Annotated in this window: 10 protein-coding genes and 2 pseudogenes; 8 read left to right on the plus strand and 4 right to left on the minus strand. The window is 60.5% G+C overall.

All coding sequences use genetic code 11. The features are described from left to right. Positions 1-342: 342 nt before the first annotated feature. Positions 343-2,213 (minus strand): annotated as a pseudogene (locus EN807_RS17965) (adenylate/guanylate cyclase domain-containing protein). A 341-nt stretch (positions 2,214-2,554) separates the two neighbouring features. Here EN807_RS17965 and EN807_RS17970 point away from each other — a divergent pair. From EN807_RS17970 to EN807_RS17985, 4 genes are all read left to right on the plus strand, one after another. Further along, the gene (locus EN807_RS17970) at positions 2,555-3,991 is read left to right on the plus strand and encodes a DUF6600 domain-containing protein (RefSeq protein ID WP_135936075.1); all 1,437 of its coding nucleotides are present in this window, start codon (positions 2,555-2,557) and stop codon (positions 3,989-3,991) included. A gap of 733 nt (positions 3,992-4,724) precedes the next feature. Next, positions 4,725-5,405, plus strand: a complete 681-nt coding sequence (locus tag EN807_RS17975) for an HAD family acid phosphatase (protein WP_135936076.1) — start codon at positions 4,725-4,727, stop codon at positions 5,403-5,405. Between the two features lie 553 nt (positions 5,406-5,958). Continuing rightward, the gene (locus EN807_RS17980) at positions 5,959-6,126 is read left to right on the plus strand and encodes a DUF1127 domain-containing protein (RefSeq protein ID WP_280951078.1); all 168 of its coding nucleotides are present in this window, start codon (positions 5,959-5,961) and stop codon (positions 6,124-6,126) included. Positions 6,127-6,130: 4 nt separating this feature from the next. Next, positions 6,131-7,840 carry a hypothetical protein gene (locus EN807_RS17985; protein WP_135936077.1) on the plus strand — a complete coding sequence of 570 codons (1,710 nt, stop codon included), beginning with the start codon at positions 6,131-6,133 and terminating at the stop codon, positions 7,838-7,840. A 250-nt stretch (positions 7,841-8,090) separates the two neighbouring features. On the opposite strand, the gene EN807_RS17990 is transcribed toward EN807_RS17985, so the two are convergent. Together EN807_RS17990 and EN807_RS17995 are read right to left on the minus strand one after the other, a co-directional pair. Continuing rightward, positions 8,091-8,801: a response regulator transcription factor gene (locus EN807_RS17990; protein ID WP_127317974.1), complete on the minus strand. Its 711-nt coding sequence runs from the start codon at positions 8,799-8,801 to the stop codon at positions 8,091-8,093. Positions 8,802-8,870: 69 nt separating this feature from the next. Continuing rightward, positions 8,871-12,560, minus strand: coding sequence for a PAS-domain containing protein (locus tag EN807_RS17995; protein WP_135936078.1), 3,690 nt, complete (start codon positions 12,558-12,560; stop codon positions 8,871-8,873). Positions 12,561-13,410: 850 nt separating this feature from the next. Here EN807_RS17995 and EN807_RS18000 point away from each other — a divergent pair. Beyond that, entirely contained in the window at positions 13,411-13,677 is a 267-nt protein-coding gene (locus tag EN807_RS18000; protein WP_135936079.1) for a hypothetical protein, read from the plus strand. Between the two features lie 176 nt (positions 13,678-13,853). On the opposite strand, the pseudogene EN807_RS18005 reads toward EN807_RS18000, so the two are convergent. Then, positions 13,854-15,556: pseudogene (locus EN807_RS18005) on the minus strand (ABC transporter ATP-binding protein). A gap of 157 nt (positions 15,557-15,713) precedes the next feature. Between EN807_RS18005 and EN807_RS18010 the strand changes: the two are divergent. The 3 genes from EN807_RS18010 to EN807_RS18020 all read left to right on the plus strand — a co-directional run bounded on the left by EN807_RS18010 (position 15,714) and on the right by EN807_RS18020 (position 18,747). Next, positions 15,714-15,998, plus strand: coding sequence for a DUF2218 domain-containing protein (locus EN807_RS18010; protein ID WP_135936080.1), 285 nt, complete (start codon positions 15,714-15,716; stop codon positions 15,996-15,998). A 28-nt stretch (positions 15,999-16,026) separates the two neighbouring features. Next, a complete protein-coding gene (locus tag EN807_RS18015) occupies positions 16,027-16,386 on the plus strand; it encodes a hypothetical protein (RefSeq protein WP_189522488.1) in 360 nt (119 codons plus the stop codon). Positions 16,387-16,596: 210 nt separating this feature from the next. After that, on the plus strand, positions 16,597-18,747 hold the full coding sequence (locus tag EN807_RS18020; RefSeq protein WP_135936081.1) for a TonB-dependent siderophore receptor: 2,151 nt from the start codon (positions 16,597-16,599) through the stop codon (positions 18,745-18,747). The last annotated feature ends 17 nt before the right edge of the window (positions 18,748-18,764 follow it).

Raw genomic sequence — 18,764 nt, forward strand, 5'->3', positions numbered from 1 at the left:
TCGACAGGAACAGGATCTGCGAAGTGGTCACTGCAAAGGTCTGTTGCGGTCCAATGGAAGGACGGCGTCATTCGAAGGAAGGTCCGTTTTCGGGACTCCGAACCCACTGGCGCGCTGAACTTGCCGAAGCGGTTTCTTCCGTCGTTCGCGGTGGGAACAATCGCTCCGTCAGCCACGTGTCCCAACCTCAGGATGGTCCGGAGTGGGTCAACTGCGTGAATGGAAAATCATTTCCACCTTGCGCCAACAGCGCTGTTTGGAAGGCACGGTTGCGCCAATACGGACGTGGAGCCTGCCGAGAGGCAGGATCCTTGCTATCGCGCAAGTTCCGCCCGGCGATCGCTATTCGGCGAGCTTGAGCAAGTTCTGATAGCGTGGATGATTGCGGATGGGATCGAGGTCGGAATCGTTCTTGAACCGTAGTTTCATGTCGATTCCAAACTGCTGCAAGCAAACCTCGAGCAGATCGATAGAGCGGTCGATCTCGCCCAGCAGCGAATAAGTGCAGGCGGCATTGTAGCGGGCGAGGTTGTCGTCAGGATCGATCGCCAGTGCGCGCGCCAGCCATTCTTTCGCCCGTTCGCGCTCGCCGAGGATCGCGAGCGCACAGGCGCCCTGCTGCGCGGGTTTGGAGCTTTCCGGGTGCAACCGGAGGGCCTCCTCGGCTCGCTTCACTCCGAGCCGCGCATATTTTGCCGCTTCCTCGGGGCGCCCGAGAGACTGAAAGACACTCGTGAGGAATAACGGCGACTGATAGTCGTCGGGCTGAATCTCCATCGCGCGGAGGTAATGCTGCGCGGCCCGCTCGAAGTCGCCCTTCGTGACGCAAAACTCGGCATATAGCTGGTTGGCCTCATAACAGTTTGGATCAAGCGCGAGCGCCTGTTCGAAAGCGGAAGCCGCCTCGACGGGACGGCTGCCGATCATCAAGGCGTATCCCCGCGCGGCATGAGCTTCCGCCAGATTGGGTTCGATCGCCAGCGCTTTGCCGGTGGTCGCCAGGATTTCGTCGGCCGAAATCGCGACGCCATGCTTGGAATAAAGACGCGAATCGCAATTCGCCATGCCGGCATAGGCGCGTGCATAGAGCGGATCCAGTTCCGCCGCCCTGGCGAACATTCGCCTGCCCAGTGTCAAGGACAATTTTGTCGACGTGTGGAGCAACTGGCGGCCCTTGAGATAGTGAGTATAGGCCTCGACATTCTCAGTTGGCGCTTGCTCGATCGCATTCTTCTCCTCCGGCAGTAGCTTCACCTTGAGCTGATCGACGATGGTATGGGTGATCTCGTCCTGAACGGCGAAGATGTCGGTGAGGTCGCGGTCGTAGCGGTCGGCCCACAGGTGGCCCCCAGTCGCCCCTTCGATCAGCTGCGCGTTGATCCGCACCCGGTTCCCGGCCTTGCGAACGCTGCCTTCGACCACATAGGCAACACCCAGTTCCTTCGCGATGCGCTCCAGGTTCACTGCCTTGCCCTTGTAAGTGAAGACGGTGTTGCGGCCGAGCACGAACAGGCCCGAGACATTCGACAGGTCGGTGATAATGTCCTCGGTGATCCCATCGCTGAAGAACTCCTGCTCGGGGTCATTGCTCATGTTGGCGAACGGCAGGATCGCCACCGACGGCTTGTCGGGGCGCGGCCGCGGCTGAGCGCCTACCGTGGTCTTGAGGGAGCCGTTTGCGGGAGCCCCCAGATTGACGAAATAGACATGCACCGGCTGCGCGATGTTCTTGACCGTCTTCTCGCCCTGATCGAGAAACTCCAATTCGAGCTTGTTGCCGACCTGGTCGCGCACCACCGCCGAACAAGCAATGCCTCCTGGCCCCGCCAGCCCCTCCAGTCGCGCCGCCATATTGACGCCGTCGCCGTAGAAATCGTCGCCGTCGACGATGATGTCACCGAGATTGATCCCGATGCGGAACTTGATGTGCCGGTCCTCAGGAACCCCGGTGTTGCGCTCGACCGTGCCGCGCTGGATTTCAACCGCGCAACGCGCCGCTTTGATAACGCTGCCGAACTCGACCAGGAAACCGTCGCCCATCACCTTGGAGATTCGCCCGCCATGCTTGACTACGGTTGGATCGAAGAACTCGTGGCGATGCTGGCGAAGCGCAACCAGCGTGCTTCCTCATTAGCCTCCACGAGCCGGCTGTAGCCAACAACGTCGCCCGCCAGTATGGCCGCCAGCCGGCGCTCAACCTGCTCCTGGCCCATGGCTGTCCTCTGAACTTGCCAAAGACACTTTACTAGCCTTGGTGATTATTAGCTAACGCCATCGTGGCGGCGGGCCAGAACGCCGCTTTGGCTTCATTGCGGCCGTTTGCAACGTCCGCAACGCTGCCAATACGCGGGGAAATCAGCCGGTCAGGTTACGGCCCCCGAGCTGCCAAGCAGCAATGCGCCGATGTGTGCTGTTTGCGCTGATAGGGGGGCGTACCATCGTGTGATGCCAAGCCGGTGTGTGAGCAGATGCGGGCAACACTAGCGAGTGGAACAATTCGACAGCCGGTGAGTTTCCAAAATTGAAGGGCGATCTGTTTCGGAGGAAGACTAGGATGAAACGCGTCCTTGCCCAAAACGCTGTACGGCTGATGCTGGGCGGCGTAACCGCCTGCCTGCTCACGGTCGTCGAGATTCCCAACCCGGTTGCGCCATTGTCGCTTGTGTCCGAGGCGAGGGCTGCCACCGACGATTCCATTTCGATCAGCACATTCTACGATGACCTGTCTTCCCATGGTGATTGGGTTTCCTATCAGGGAGCAACCGTTTTCGTCCCGGTCGATGTCCCTGACGATTGGCGTCCCTATACCCTTGGACACTGGGTCTACACCGAGCAGTATGGCTGGCTCTGGGTGTCCGACGAGCCGTTCGGCTGGGCGACCTACCATTACGGCCGGTGGGGCTATGCCGACGACATCGGCTGGTACTGGGTTCCCGGCACTCGTTGGGCGCCAGCATGGGTGAGCTGGCGGCGTGACAGGGAGCACATGATCTGGGCTCCGCTGCCGCCGCGCCGCGATCCCGATTTGATTTCAATCGAGGTGACGTTCGACACCACGCCGGATTTTTACTGGGTCGTGGTCCCCACCCGCGAATTCCTTGCTGAGGACATTTCAGTCGTCGTTATCCGTGATGAGCCGGAGTTTGTTCGCATTGTCGAGGCGGCCGAGCCGGCCGGCGACGTGACGATCCAGAACAACGTGGTGATCAACAAAGTCATTGATGTTGATGTGATCGAGAAGGAGACGAACCAGCAGGTGACTGTCCTCGAGGTCAGCGAGACCGAGACGCCCGAGCAGGCCGGCAAATTGGAAAACAATACGGTCACGGTCTTTGAAGGTGAAGTGAAAGCCGATCCCGATGCCAAACCAGCTGAGCTCAAAGACATCGAGGAGGTGAAGCAGGTTCAGGCAGGCCGGAAATCGAAGCCGACCGAAGACGCAGCCACGACCGAAAAGGCGCCGGCGAGCGACGAAGAGGTTAAGCCGGAAGAGACCGCCAAGCCTGAAAAGCCGACGACCGAGGAGCAACCGGCCGCCGAGCAGCAGCAGGCCGAGCCGGAACAGGCTGCCAAGCCTGAGAAGCCGAAGGCCAAGGAGCCCGCCGCCGAGCAGCAGCAGGCCGAGCCGGAACAGGCGGCCAAACCTGAGAAGCCGAAGGCCAAGAAGCAGCCCGCCGCCGAGCAGCAGCAGGCCGAGCCGGAACAGGCGGCCAAACCTGAGAAGCGGAAGGCCAAGGAGCAGCCTGTCGCCGAGCAGCAGCAGGCCGAGCCGGAACAGGCGGCCAAGCCTGGGAAGCGGAAGACCAAGGAGCAGCCTGCCGCCGAGCAGCAGCAGGCCGAGCCCGAGCAGGCGGCCAAGCCTGAGAAGCCGAAGGCCAAGGAGCAGCCCGCCGCCGAGCAGCAGCAGGCCGAGCCCGAACAGGCGGCCAAGCCCAAGCCAAAGAAGCAAGAATCCAAGGCGTGCGATCCGCAGACTGAAGCGAACTGCTAGGTGTTGTGCGGGTACAGACTACGGCACCGCGATCGTTCCACCGCGGTGCCCGTTGAACGGCAACGCGCCAAAGCTGCGAACCCTCGCCATTCGGACGATCGCGTCCTTGACGGCTCGGTGCGTCGGCTGAACGGGAATCGGCGGTGATTGGGACTGAATATCGCGCCATCCAACGTTCTCCGGCACGCCCACGAACGTGTGGGGTCCAGTGCGGAGCATCCATTGCGAGCACCTCTTCGGAGCGGGTCTAACCATCTCGCCGTCGGTACCCCGAGCCTGTCTTCAGAGCGTTGGTGGTAGTTCTCGCGAGGTCAACTTCTAGCGTTCACCTCAAGCACCCCGAAAGACCGCTATTGGGCACTTGCCGACATCGACGATCGTTCGTCCCAATGTCAGCAACCATTTGCTGTGCTCGAGATCGGACAGGCAGAAGACGGCCCAAAATAGGAAGTCCATTGTCTCGGCGCTGAGCGTCGGCAGTTGCGCTTTGCGGACGTGCGTCGGTTTGTGCAAGCCGCCAATTTGTGCAGCAATGGCGGAAATCCTGCACCTTGCAGCAACTCATAGAAACATCGGCGTCTGTTTTGGAATCCTCTAATTCAGCGCCGCAGTTTCGAGGACCTGTGCCTTGCCTCGCTTGACAGACGACTTGTCGCGACCGCAAGGTCTCATGATGCAGACGATTAGTTGGAATAGAATTGCGCGTGGTGCGGCCGTTGGAGCAATCGTGCTGATGACTGGCACAAATGTGCCTGTGTCGGCGCGTGCCGACGGCTCGCTCTTTCTCACAAGCCCGTCCCAGCCAGCCAATGTTGGCGACGCGATGCTGGCGGCCGCCAATTATCATGATTCCGGCGACTATGATCGCGACCTTGCCGCAGTGGCGAAGCAGGCAGGCGATTGGGTCGTCAAGCGCGCAACGGAGGTGCCTCGCCCCGCACTGGTGCTCGATATCGACGAGACGGCTTTGGCCAACTGGGAAGTGATCACACGTGACAACTTCGGCCGCCCGATCGGCGGCGCCTGCGACATCGCCATCGACGGTCCCTGTGGCTGGGCCGCCTGGGACCAGCTCGCGAAGGATCCGGCCATCGACCCTGTGCTGGAGGTCTTCCGGCAGGCGCGAACGGCGAAAGTCGCAGTATTCTTCATCACCGGACGTCCGGAGGACCAGCGTCGGGCGACCGAACAGAACCTGCAATCGGCGGGCTATGCCGGCTATCAGCAACTTTACATGGTCCAGCCTGGAGCCAAATATGGTTCCGCCGCAGATTTCAAGGCGCCCATAAGAGCCGAAATCGAAAAGGCCGGCTACACGATCATTGCCAATGTCGGTGACCAGCCATCGGACCTGTTCGGGGGGCATGCCGAGAAGCTGTTCCTGCTGCCGAATCCGTTCTACAGGGTTCGCTGACGGCGTGTACGGCGAAAACCTGAACGCTAGGGCCCTTGCCGCCCAACGGCAGGCCGTAACCCGTTGTTAAGCTTGAGCAGCAACGAACGAACGACGGATGTCGGGCGGGCAGACATGCATCTCCGGGTACGGCAACGTGCCGATGTCAGCCCAGGCGATCGAAGATTTGACAGCCGCATATTGGCCCGACGAAGAGGGGCCCCCTCGTCGGGCCTGACCACAGACGATTGATTACGTCTAATGTCATGGCTACTCTAACATTAGCGAGCGGCAGACAACCGGTGATTGGACCGGTGTCCCGGTGCTGCCATCTGAGCGCGAGCCAGCGTGGCTGATCGCGGACCTCGGTTCACCAATCAGCCCCAGGAAAGAAGGCGGTTTCCCGCGACTCTGGCAGCTCGGAATTCGCACCGCGCGGGAAGCGCTCCCCGGCGCTGAAACAAACGAAACACTTCGCGTTCGGCGCGGAAAAACGCCTGAAACAGGGATGGTTTAAATGCAATGGCAACGCTGCATCCCGCGGCGCTAATCATGGAGTGTTGCAATGTCGATAATGCGAGCAGCTTACCGCTCTTTCCGGGACTACCGGGTTCACCGTATGGCGGAACGGACCCTTGCGGCAATGGACGATGCCTTCCTGAGGGACATCGGGATTAGCCGGTCAGAGATTGGTTTGGTGGTCCGCGGCTTGAAGCGCGGCCAAGAAGACAAGGCGGGCTGAAACCATGAAGCTTTCATTTAAACTCCCGCTGCTGGCCTGTGCGAGCGTGGCTGCCCTTTTGGCGGTGCCCGCGGCCAATGCCCATGATTCGGGCATTCCGCACCGCCAGGCCAAGGCGGCGGTGGTTGGAGAGGATTCGACAAGCGTCCCGCTGTTCGAAAACCTCGGCAGCCATTCCTATCCTGTCACCACCGCCAACCCGCTGGCGCAGGCCTATTTCGACCAGGGCCTACGCTGGGCGTGGGCATTCAACCACGCCGAAGCGCAGCGCGCTTTCAGGGCCGCGCAGAAGGTGGACCCGACCTGCGCCATGTGTTTCTGGGGCGAGGCTTACGTGCTCGGCCCCAACATCAATGCCGGCATGGGCCAGGAGGCGGCCGCGAACGCCGCCGAAGCCGTCGCGCAGGCGCGCAAGCTGGCGCACCTTGCCACCAGCCGGGAAAAGGACCTCATCGCCGCGCTCTCCAAGCGCTACAGCGCCGATACTTCTGCCGACCAGGGCGCCCTGAACCAGGCCTATGCCGCGGCGATGGCGGAACTGGCAGACCGCCATCCGCAGGACGACGAAATCGCCACGCTCTACGCTGACGCGCTTATGAACCTGACGCCTTGGGACTACTGGCTTGATGGCGGAGCAACGCCAAAGCCGGACACGGTCAAGCTTGTGGCTTCGTTGGAGCGGGTGCTGGCGCGCAATCCGGATCATGCCGGCGCGATCCATCTCTATATCCATGCTGTCGAAGCGTCCACGACGCCGGAAAGGGCCGAAGCCCATGCCGACCGGCTTGCCGCCCTCATGCCCGGCGCCGGACACATCGTGCACATGCCAGCGCACATCTATCATCAGGTCGGCCGGTGGATCGACAGTCTGGAGATCAACCGCGAGGCGGTGGCAGCGGACGAGGCCTATTTCGAGCGCGTCGGCATAGCGCCGGAGAGCACGCCCGGTGTCTACACGGACGGCTATTATCCGCACAACCTGCATTTCCTGATGACCTCCGCACAGATGGCGGGCGACGTCGAGGCAATCGCCGAGGCGGCCAAAAAGCTCGAATCCCTGGTCTCCGACACCATGGCCAGAAAGGTGGCCGGGCTGCAGCCGATCAAGGCGGCTCCCTATTTCGCGCACGCCCAGTACAGCGATCCCGAGGTCATACTCGCGCTGCCGCTGCCGGCAAACGCCCTGCCTTATATCGAGGCAACCTGGCGATATGCGCGGGGCGTCGCCTTCGCCGCAAAGGGTGCGAGCGAGGCGGCGCGCGCCGAGACCGCCGCAATCCGCAAGCTCGCCGCCGCGACCGATTTTTCCACGGAGACGGCGGGAGGACTTCCGGCGCCGGATTTGCTGGAATTGAGCGCGCTGATCGTGGAGGCCCGCATTGCCCAGCACCAGGGCAACTTGCGGGAAACGCGCAACAAGCTTGAGGCAGCGGTCGCGATCGAGGACGGCCTTGCCTATATGGAACCGGCCTACTGGTATTATCCGGTCCGACAGACCCTCGGCGCAGTCTACATGGCCATGAGCGAGCACGAGGCGGCCGCCGCAGCCTTCGAGCACGTCCTGGAGCAGACGCCGAACAACGCCTGGGCGCTGTGGGGCCTGCGCGAGGTGTTCCGCAGGACGGGCAGGACAGGGGACGCCGAAGAGATGGATGCGCGCTTCAAGGCCGCCTGGGTGGGAGCGCCGGACTTTCTCGGCATCGAACGGCTCTGACCCGCGCTCAGGTGCCGGCGTCGTTGTCGGCGCAGGAAACGTGTCGCAGCCTCGCACCCCCGCGGCTGCGGCACACAATCCAGGTGTCGAGAAGGCGGGCTTGGCCTGCACGCCAGCCTCTCAGCCCCCCAGGGCAACGCAGCTGGGTTCCCGAAACTCAGAAGTTTTGAGCGGGGCCCTCCGCCTGGGACCACAAAGTCGCAATACCTCAACCGCAAGGGATGAGGCGCTGGTTCACCATGCGGCGCGCTCAAGAGTAGAGGTACCCCATGCCGCGGATCGTCCTGATCACCTCCGGCTTGGAGGGATCGACCTCGATTTTCTTCCGCAGGCGCGAAACGCGAATGTCGATACTACGATCGAAGGGATCCCATCCGCGGTCATGGGCGAGTTCGAGCAGTTGATCGCGGTTGAGCACTCGTCCGCGATGTTCGCTGAATACTTTCAGAAGCCGGAACTCCATCGCGGTGATCGCTATTTCGACCCCCTCGGCGTTGTATAATTTATGTTCGTCCGGGTCGAAGCGGCACTTGCCGAACTGGACCTGGTGAGGGTCCGGAGTACTCGCTTTCTCCGCAGCTCGTTCGCTCGCCGACGTCCTGCGCAGCACGGCCTTCACCCGTGCCAGCAGCTCCCGCAGGTCCACGGGCTTCGCGACATAGTCGTCGGCGCCAATCTCCAATCCGACGACGCGGTCGACGATTTCCGCCGATCCGGTCAGCATGATAATGGCAACGTCTGAGTGCTCTCGTAGATAGCGCGCCAGGGAGAGGCCGTCCTCGCCTGGCATTCGGATATCCAGTATGACCACATCGACGTTCTGGCTATTAATAAGTTCGCGCAGGGCAGGCCCCGCGTTGGCCGTCGTCACGGCATAGCCATGATGCTCCAGATATTCCGCCACCGTGTCGCGGATATCCGGTTCGTCATCGCAGACAACTACGTGTGCGTGCGTCGTCAAAATCGACCACCGAGCAACTAGCCTAATGGATAAGCTGCCCCTGAAGTGACGTGCAAATCCACTGATCTGTCAAGTAATGTTGTTGACCAGATTCGAGACAAATGAACGGAGCTCGTTAGGTTTGATCGGTTTCTCAAGATAGGGCCGTTTCGCGGCGCGCAGGAACATCTGCGCGTCCGGGCTGATCGTGTCCCCCGTCAGGAAGGCTAACCTGTCGAGCTCGGCCGGATGAAGCTTGGCAATCTGGTTGAACAATCCCCGTCCATCCATGTTCGGCATTTTCAGATCGCTCAGGATCAGCGCGAAAGTGCGGTTCTGGAGGTGCAGCAGCGCTTCTTCGCCGGATCTGGCAATGGTGACCTTGAAACCATCTCGCCTGAGCACCTCAGCAACCAGCTCACCCACTTCCTCTTCGTCGTCCACCACCAGACAAGCAATACCAGTTGAATTCGGGAGCTCATCTTCGGCCGTTTCGGCTCGTTCCTCGATACGATCCGAAGCAGGCAGCGAAAGTATGAAGGTCGAGCCACCCCCCTCGGGGGATTCGACCTCGATGGTTCCTCCATGGGATTGAACGATCCGATGACAGAAGGACAGCCCGATCCCAGTCCCTGCCCCAATCTCTTTGGTCGTGAAGAACGGCTCGAAAATGCGGGGAAGTATCTCTTTGGGAATTCCCGGACCCGTGTCGGCAACGCGGACGACTATGCTGCCGGTTTTGGGATGAAGCCGCGTTGAAACCGTGATTGTCCGTCGCCCTTCCCAGCCGTGCAGCGCCTGTTCTGCATTGACAAGCAAATTGATCAGCACCTGGCCAAGCTGATCGGGATCAGCCCAGATCGGGGGAAGACCAGGTTCAAGATGAACTGAAAGCCCGATATCCGACGATCGAATCGAATAGCTCGCCACTTCCACCGCTTCGGAAATAATGTCATCGATCGCAACGTTTGAGGTCCGCGTCGGCTGCTGTCTGGCCATAGCCAGGAAAGTCTTGACGATCCTGGCGCAGCGTTCGGCTGCCTTACTCATCTTGTCGGCGCGTTCCACGACCTTGGCGTCGGTTGCGGTCTCCTTCAACAGCGATGACAGGCCAAGCACCACCGAGAGCGGATTATTGAGCTCATGCGCCACCCCCGCCAGCAATCCGCCGAGCGCCGACATTTTTTCGTTCTGGTGCAGCGTCTCGCGCTGGCGCTCCAATTCCTGCTGCATTTCGATACGGTCGGTGAGATCGTAGGCGTGGGAAACGATCACCTTCTCACCGTGGTAATCGATCAGTCGAGACGAAATCGAGCACCAGCAGATCCTACCGTCCTTGCGTTTGAGCTGGGTTTCGAAATCGTCGACCAACCCCGTCGCGAGCAGCCGCTCAACGTATCGCATCCGCTCTGAAGGATCGACATAGTAGTCGATGGCGCTGGTCACGTTGCCGAGCAGCTCAACGGTGGCGGGACTGCGGTAGAGCAGCTTCCCGTCATGCGCGCGGGTCATCTGGATGTTGACGGGGCAGGCTTCGAGGACTTTACGGACCATTTCATCCGCTTCCTTAGCGGCCTCCTCGGCCCGCTTGCGCTCTGTAATGTCGACACGGGTGACCACGAACCCGCCTTCGCGGGTTGGACAGTTCGAGACTAAAAACCAACCGCCGTCCGTATGACGGAATTCCTGTTGCCGGAACTCGCGGCGGTCCCTTGCCCGCTCGGCAAGCCAGTCGTCGATCTTGTCCCGTGGAACCGGAAACTGATTGCGCTCTGCGGTCACGCGGAGGAACTCGAACCAGTTCACCCCGGGAACGAGCACATCGGCGCTTATCGCATGCATCTGGCGGTACCTGCTGTTGGCCAGCACCAGGCAATCGTTCTTGTCGTAGAGGGCAAACCCTTCGGCCAGAGATTCGATCGCGTCGATCAGCCGCTCGTTTGCCTTGCGCGTTTCTTGCTGGGCGGCGATCATGTCGGTGATATTCGTCGTGTTCGACACGATCACCTGCCTTCCCTGGAAGTCGATCAGGCGAGCGGAAACCGAAGCCCAGAAAGCCTTGTTCTCTGTGTCGTACTGCTGGACCCGAAAATCATCGATCCTGCCCTTTTCGATCAGGGTGCGCTCCAATATTGCGCTATAGTCTGGATCGACATAGTGGTCGGTTATTCGAGGGCGATCGGCGTAGAGATCTCTGGTAGCAGGATTGCGGTAGAGCGTTTCTCCCTCGAACGTGGTCATGTGTATCGGCGAAGGGCAGGCATCGAGCACCTTTTGCAGCAGAGCCGTGGCGTCGCGCTCGGCAGCCTCGGCCTTTTTGCGCCCGCTGATGTCGGCGCGCGTTACGACGAAGCCGCCAAGATCGGTGGGATGTATCGAAACCGAGTGCCACTTGCCGTCGGAGAGGGGGACCTCGAAATGGGAGTGGAACTCGATTCGGCCTTGAATCCGCTCGTCGAGCCAATCGTCCTCGCGCCCAACCGCGTTGCGGTACACGCCGCGCTTGGCGGATTCGCGAAGGAGTTCGTTCCATTCCACGCCCGGTTCAACGAGATCCCGCACCGGGTGGTTCAGCTCGCGGTAAAGGCTGTTGCACATGACCAGGCGGTGATCTTCGTCGTACAGTGCGAATCCCTCGGAGAGTGATTCAACGGCGTCTGCGAGCATCTCCCGCGCCGCAGCGACTTCGCCGTCACGCTTCTTCTGCTTGGTCACATCGGCGATGCCGGCCAGAACCACTCGCCGGCCCTGGAACTCGACGATCCTGAGATTGCCCGTGGCCCAGAACTCTTGGCCGTCGGGTCGTTTAAGAAGCACCTCGCAATTTTCGACGACGCCCTTTTGCATGAGCTCCCGATTGATTTCCCGGTACTTCTCGGGGTCGACAAAGTAGTCGCCGAGCCGCACCGTCTCGCGCTGCGCCTTTTTGCTCCATCCAAGCAGCCGTTCGGCGGCATTGCTCTGGTAGATGAGTTCCCCCGAACTTGCGTCGTTCATCCACACCGGCAACGGATGATGCTTGATCAGGAAACCGAACAGATCCTCGCGCTGCTTCCGTTCCGTGATGTCCAATACCCCGATGATGAGCGAGGGATGCCCGCCATAAACGCCGCGACGGCAGTTGGTCGAGCACCAGACCGTCGATCCGCTTGTGTTTCTAAGCTGGATTTCGTGATCCCGCACGATGTCGCTATTGCTGGCTAGAGAGCTGATTTCATTGAAGTCGCCAGTATTGACGAAATGATCCGTCAGGAATTGCGGCTCGTTCGGGGTCCATTTTCGGCCAAGCAGGTTCGACGCATCGAGGCTTTCGTAGAGGATTTGCCCGCTCCCCGCGTCCACCACCCAAACGGGCAGCGGGTGACTGTCCGTGATGCAGCGGAATATCTCCGCGTTTTCCCGGTGCGCGATCTGCGCTCGCTTCATGTCGGTAATGTCGACGCTTACCAGGGCCACGCCACCACCCGGCCGAGGATGTGCCGTGAGCAACTTCCATTGCCCATCCAAAGTCTCAGCTTCGACTGGACCCTTGTCGATTTGCGTCCATCGTGCCGCAGCGCTTTCAGCAAAGGCGCTGCCTGGCTCGATGGGGCGGCCGTCGAAACTTTTTAGATATGAGAGGGCTTCGGCGACTGCGGCAATGGCGTCCATCGGCTGCATCTCGCCGCGATCGAGCCGCTGGCTTCCAAACATCTCCGGATTGCTGCCGACGAGAATATTGCTGGCGTCAAAAAGGGCATAGCCTGTGTGTGTGGATGTGACCGGATTATCAGGCCGCATGGTCGTTCCCTTTGTTCGCGCGATCTCCCGAGGGCGGATACTAGACCCTCTTTGTTTCAGCACACATTCAGACGCTGCGTAATTTGTTTCAACTGTTTCGGCGCGTGGGCATCTTCGCCAGCGCTGACGTGAAAACGAAACTCTATCCAACCTCCGGAAAACGGCCGAAACACGAATGGGCCTAGGTTGCACGGCCGATACCACGACTCGAGCAAACGACTCGGACCATAACAGTCACACAATGCCGCCTGTCATCCCGTCGCGCGTGCCGCTGAAACAAACGAAACACTCCCACCGCACTACAGAAAAACGCCTGAAACGAACGCGGTGTATGACAATAAGAACCGCAGATGCGGCAGATTCAACAAGCGAGACACAAATATCCAGTGCCTGCACGACCATCTAGTCTTGTCGAGGTGTCGACGCGTCTTGCTGGGAAATCTGAGGTTCAAAATGCATAAGCCAGTTACTTCGTACGATTTCCCCGACCGGCTCCGCGCGCGCCTTGTTGAGCAAAACCATCCGGCCCATGAAAGGGCTCGCCGGCTCTTACAACGCCATGATCGACAAGGGGCAGACGTCACCACGCGACGGCTGATCGGGAACAGCCGCCATTCATACAGGCCGCGTTGACGCCGCCGAATGGTGATGATCTCGGCTGCTATCAAGCAGCCCTCCGAACAGCGCACGAACGTAACAAGACAACCGTGCGCTGAACAACCTGCCGCCGCAAATCCAGAAGGATAGCGGTTGGTCGGTTTGCCCAAAGGGCATGAAAGACGGCTCATGATGCGGTGCGGGGCACGGCGCGTTGAGGCCAAATGCTAACCCTCAAAGATGGAGAATTGAAATGCTTAAGATCGTTCTTGCCACTGCCACCTTCCTGTTTGCCTCCGGCATGGCTTTTGCCGGCAGCGACCACTATGGCTCCGACCACAGCCATGGCTCCGGTTATCCGAACACCGGTCACCATTCGATGGTGTCAGACAACGGCTACGCGGTCGACCTGAGCGGCACAGCGAGTGTCAACACGGCCGACAGCGCACCGACCTCGGAAGGAAATTCGATCTTCGATATTCCCGGGCCCGGTTATGGCCAGGGGATCTGGGGCCGCTGATACTAGCGTTCGGCCGGCACGGTCGAGATTAGACTTCCAAGCGGCGGGCGCGCCCGCCGCTTGGAATCACCTCACGGCCACCGGAGAAAGATCTTTGCCGATCTCGAACGGTGGGCTGGAGCAGGCCTGGGGGCCTGTGCACGCTCCCCTTGGCTTTAGCTTTGAGAACTGCGTCGTCAGTCCTGAGCCGCGCCCAGTCGTGAGTAAGCGCCGCCACGCGCCACCAGTTCATCATGCGGACCTTGTTCGACGATGCCGGTATCGGCGACCACCACGATGCGATCGGCATTGCGGATCGTCGCCAGCCGGTGCGCGATTACCAGTGTCGTTCGGCCGTGCGCAAGTTCTGCCAGCGACTGCTGGATTTCCCGCTCGGTCTGCGTGTCGAGTGCCGACGTCGCCTCGTCCAGGATGAGGATTGTCGGGTTCTTGAGGAACATACGCGCGATTGCCAGGCGCTGTTTCTGACCGCCTGAAAGCTTTACGCCACGCTCGCCAATGATCGTATCGAGGCCTTCCGGCAGTGAAGCGATGAGTTCGTGGAGGCGCGCGCGGCGCGCGGCCTCGACGATCTCGCTCTCGACCGCGTCCAGCCGGCCATAGGCGATGTTCTCGCGGATCGTTCCGCCAAACAGGAACACGTCCTGCTGCACGATACCGATCTGGCCGCGCAACGAGGCCAGCCTCATGTCGCGGATATCCAAACCGTCGATCGTGATGGCGCCGCTCTCGACGTCGTAAAAACGCGGCAACAGCGAGCACAGCGTCGTCTTGCCGGCGCCGGACGGCCCGACGAAGGCGATGGTTTGTCCGGCTGCTATGTCGAGATTGATGTTCTTCAAGACCGCCCGTTCCCCGCTATAGCCGAAGGTGACATCCCGGTAGCTGATGTCGCCTTGGAGCGTCGGTGCGTCAACAGCACCAGGCCGATCCGCGATGTCCGGCTCAGTGTCGAGGAGAGCCGCATAGCGGCGGAATCCGGCGATGCCTTTCGGATAGGTTTCGATCACCGAATTGATTTTGTCGATCGGCCGGAAGAACACATTGACCAGGAGCAGGAAGCCAACGAAGCCGAAAGTTCGCCACGCAGCACGAGGTAGCTTCCGGCAATCATTACCACCAGTTGGATCAACCGCATGCTCATGTAGCTCAGCGACGTGCTGGCGGCCATGATGCGATAGGCATCGAGCTTGGTCTTGCGGTAGCTGGCGTTGTCACGCGCGAACAGATTGCGCTCGTGATCTTCATTGGCGAAAGCCTGCACCACCCGCATGCCGCCGACATTCTCCTCGATGCGAACGTTGAAATCGCCGACCCGCCCGTAAAGCGCCTGCCAGTTGCGCGTCATGCGCGCGCCATAGCGGCTTGTCACCCAGGCGACGAGCGGCACAATTGCCGCCGTAATCAGTGCAAGCTGCGGATTGACCAGGAACATCAGCGCGAAAGCGCCGAGGAAAGTCATGATCGCAATGAACAGGTCTTCCGGGCCATGATGCGCAACCTCGCCGATTTCCTCCAAGTCCTTGGTGACGCGGGCGATGAGGTGACCGGTCTTGTGGTTGTCATAGAAGCGGAACGAGAGCTTCTGCAGGTGATCGAAGCTCTTCCGGCGCATCTCGGTCTCGATATTGATACCGAGCATATGACCCCAGTAAACCACGACCGCCATCAGCCCGGTGTTCAACACATAGATGGCAAACAGGCCGGCCGACGCAGCAAGTATCAACAGCCACTGCTGAGTCGGCAGCAGTTCGTCGACGAACAGCTTGACCGCCATCGGGAACCCGAGCTCCAGCATGCCAGACAGAACCCCACAGCAGAAATCCAGGGTGAACAGACCCTTCCAGGGGCGGTAGTAGGAGAAAAATCTAAGCAGCATTGGAACGCTTTTCTGTTCGAAGGTCTGGACTGGCAGGAGCATGGCAATAGAGGGCTGTCGCTACAGGCATTCTTGCGGGCGACTGCTCATGAGGCCGACCTTGTCTGGAGGGATAGCTTACGAAAGTGGAGTGTTAATATCATATTATGAGGGCTCCATGCTGACAGCAACCACCCGCTGCGAAACACCGAATGCGGGCAAATATATCCAGCAGCTATGCAAACATTTCGCGCACAAGGTGGAGGTCGCTTATGGCGAAGGGGATGGGCAGTGCCGGTTTTCCTGTGGCACAGCTACCATGAATGCCGGTCTCGAAGAGCTGGCCATAATGGTGGAAGGGGCCGACACCGGCGCATTAAAAGAGACCAAGCAGGTCATCGAATCGCATCTCGTTCGGTTCGCCTTCCGCGAAAATCTCCAGCCGCTGGCCTGGCGCGATTGAGGCGTCGTTTTCGACACGGAGCATGCTCATGAAATGGCTCAAGTCGGTCCTGGCGTTGCCGGCACTGGCGCTTTTCCTCGTTCAGGCGTTCGCAACCGAGATCGAAACCGCGAAAGGCCCGGTGACGGTCGGCAAGACGCCGCAAACGCTCGCGATGTTCGATATTGCGGCAGTCGATACGTTGAACAGCCTGGGCGTGAAGATTGCCGGTCTGCCCGATAAGCTCTATGTGCCCGAACTCGCAGGATTGAAGGACGGTGCGGAAATCGTCGGGACCCTCTTCGAGCCCGATCTGGAGGCCCTGAGCGCGCTGGCGCCCGACCTCATCATTGTCGGCGGGCGCTCCTCGCCGCAAGCAGAGCATCGATATGACAATGGAGGGCGATGACCTTTTCGCGCCGGCAAAGCAGCGCCTGCGACATATAAGGCTCAGAATCAGAACAAGAGCTGCTCGAACTCACCCGGCAAGGTCGTTCGCACATGCTCAATGTTGACAGCGCCAGTCATGTTATCTAGCAGCACCTCCTGACCATTCTCACCCAGCTCCTTCCAGGGCAAGGCAAATCGTTGTTGGTTGATGCCGGAGAAGGGGGCTAGTATGAGGAAACGTTTTGGGCTGTTCGCTGCATTGGTTGCGGCAGCGGGACAGGATGCCGCTGCGCAGGAAGCGACGCGGCTGCAGCCTATCGTCGTAGAGGCGTCGGACAGTGCGCCCGCAACCGCGACGATCGGCGATCTGCCGCAGGAATATCCTGGGGGGCAGGTGGCCAAGGGCGGCCGCCTCGGGCTGCTCGGCAACCGCGACGTCATGGATACGCCGTTCAACATCACCAGCTATACGGCAAAGACGATCGAAGATCAGGGCGCGCGCACAGCGGCCGACGTGATGCTTAACGATCCTTCCGTCAGGAACACCCATTCCTCCGGCGGCATCGTGGATTCCTTCTATATCCGCGGCTTTCCGATCAATGAAGGCAATTTGGGCGAGGTCGCCTTCGACGGTGTGTTCGGGGTCGCCCCGGCCTATCGTCTGTTCACCGACTATGCCGAGCGCATCGAAGTGCTCAAGGGACCCGCTGCGCTGCTTTACGGCATCGCGCCGAACAGCAGCGTCGGCGGCATCATCAATGTCGTGCCCAAGCGCGCCGGCGAGGTCGATCTGACGCGCGTTACGACCGACTATGCGTCAGACCTGCAGGGCGGCGCGCATGTCGATGTGAGCCGGCGCTTCGGCACGGAGCGCCAGTTCGGGGTTCGCTTCAACGGCAGCTATCACGGCGGTGACACCCCGATCGACGACCAGACGCGCGAGGTGTCGGTCGGATCCCTGGCGCTGGACTATCAAGGCGAGCGGCTCCGGGCGACGCTCGACGTCATCGGCCAACGGGAAGATTTCGAGGCGCCGCAACGCCCCTTCTTCCCACTGTCCGGTTTCGCCATACCGGAAGCGCCTGATAGCCGCCTCAACGTGCAGCAGCCTTGGGAGTGGTCGAAGCTCGAAGATCTGTCGGCGCTGGGACGCGTCGAATATGATCTCACCGATCAGGTGACGCTCTTTGCCGCGGCCGGCGGGGGCAATTCACGCGTCGAGCGTCTCTTTGGAACGCCGATCCTTCTCAACACGGCCGGCGATGTCAGCATCACGCCACAGAACTTTGTCTTCGACGTCGACCGGATCACCGCGGAGGCGGGCCTGCGCGCCCGGTTCGACACGGGCGCTGTCGCCCATTTGCTTACACTCCAGGCGAACCATTTCCAGCAGTCCCTTGACCGCGGCTTCAATTCGGGGGCGACGCAGTTTACCAACATCTATGATCCGGTTCCCCGCCTCGCGGAGGACGTGCCGGCGCCGACGTCGGTGCCGACGGTATCCGAGAGCGAATTATACGGATTTGCGCTCGCGGACACCCTGTCCATGTTCGACGAGCGTGTGCAACTGATCCTGGGAGGGCGGTGGCAACATATCGAATCGGAAAATTTCCACGCGACCTCGGGCGCCGTCACCTCTTCCTCCGATGAAGGTGCGTTCACGCCGCTGGTGGGGCTTGTCGTCAAGCCATGGGAGAACGTGTCGCTTTACGCCAACTATGTCGAAGGGCTGAGCATTGGTGACACAGCACCGGTGACGGCTATTAATGCGGGTGAAACGCTGGCGCCTTACAGGTCCAGACAGATCGAAGTCGGCACCAAGATCGATTTCGGCCGCATAGCAGTGACGGTCAGCGCCTTCCAGATCGAAAGGCCCTTCGGGCAGCTTGAAAGCCGCGGCAGCGATCTCGTCTTCGTGGAAGGCGGCGAGCAGCGCAATCGCGGCCTCGAGTTCAACGTGTTCGGCGAAGCGACGCCGGATCTGCGGCTGCTCGGTGGCGTGACACTGCTTCATGGAAAGCTGACGAAAACGAACAGTGCGGCAACCCTCGGTAACACTCCGATCGGGGTGCCGTCGGTCCAGGTCAATCTGGGGGCCGAATGGGACACGCCCTTCCTGGAAGGATTGACACTGGCGGCCAACGTCATCCACACGGGCAAGCAAAATGTCGATACGGCAAACACCCAGGAGATTCCTTCCTGGACCCGGCTTGACTTGGGTGCCCGCTATCTCACCGAGATCAACGACAAGCCCGTCACGTTCCGGGCGTCGGTCGAGAATGTCTTCGACCGCGACTATTGGGCCGGTGTTGCGAGCTTCGGCACCCTTGCGCAAGGCGCGCCGATGACCGTGAAGCTGTCGATGACGACGGATTTCTAACGCACGCCGGCAGACGC

The organism is Mesorhizobium sp. M5C.F.Ca.ET.164.01.1.1, assembly GCF_004792125.1.
Taxonomy (GTDB): domain Bacteria; phylum Pseudomonadota; class Alphaproteobacteria; order Rhizobiales; family Rhizobiaceae; genus Mesorhizobium; species Mesorhizobium wenxiniae.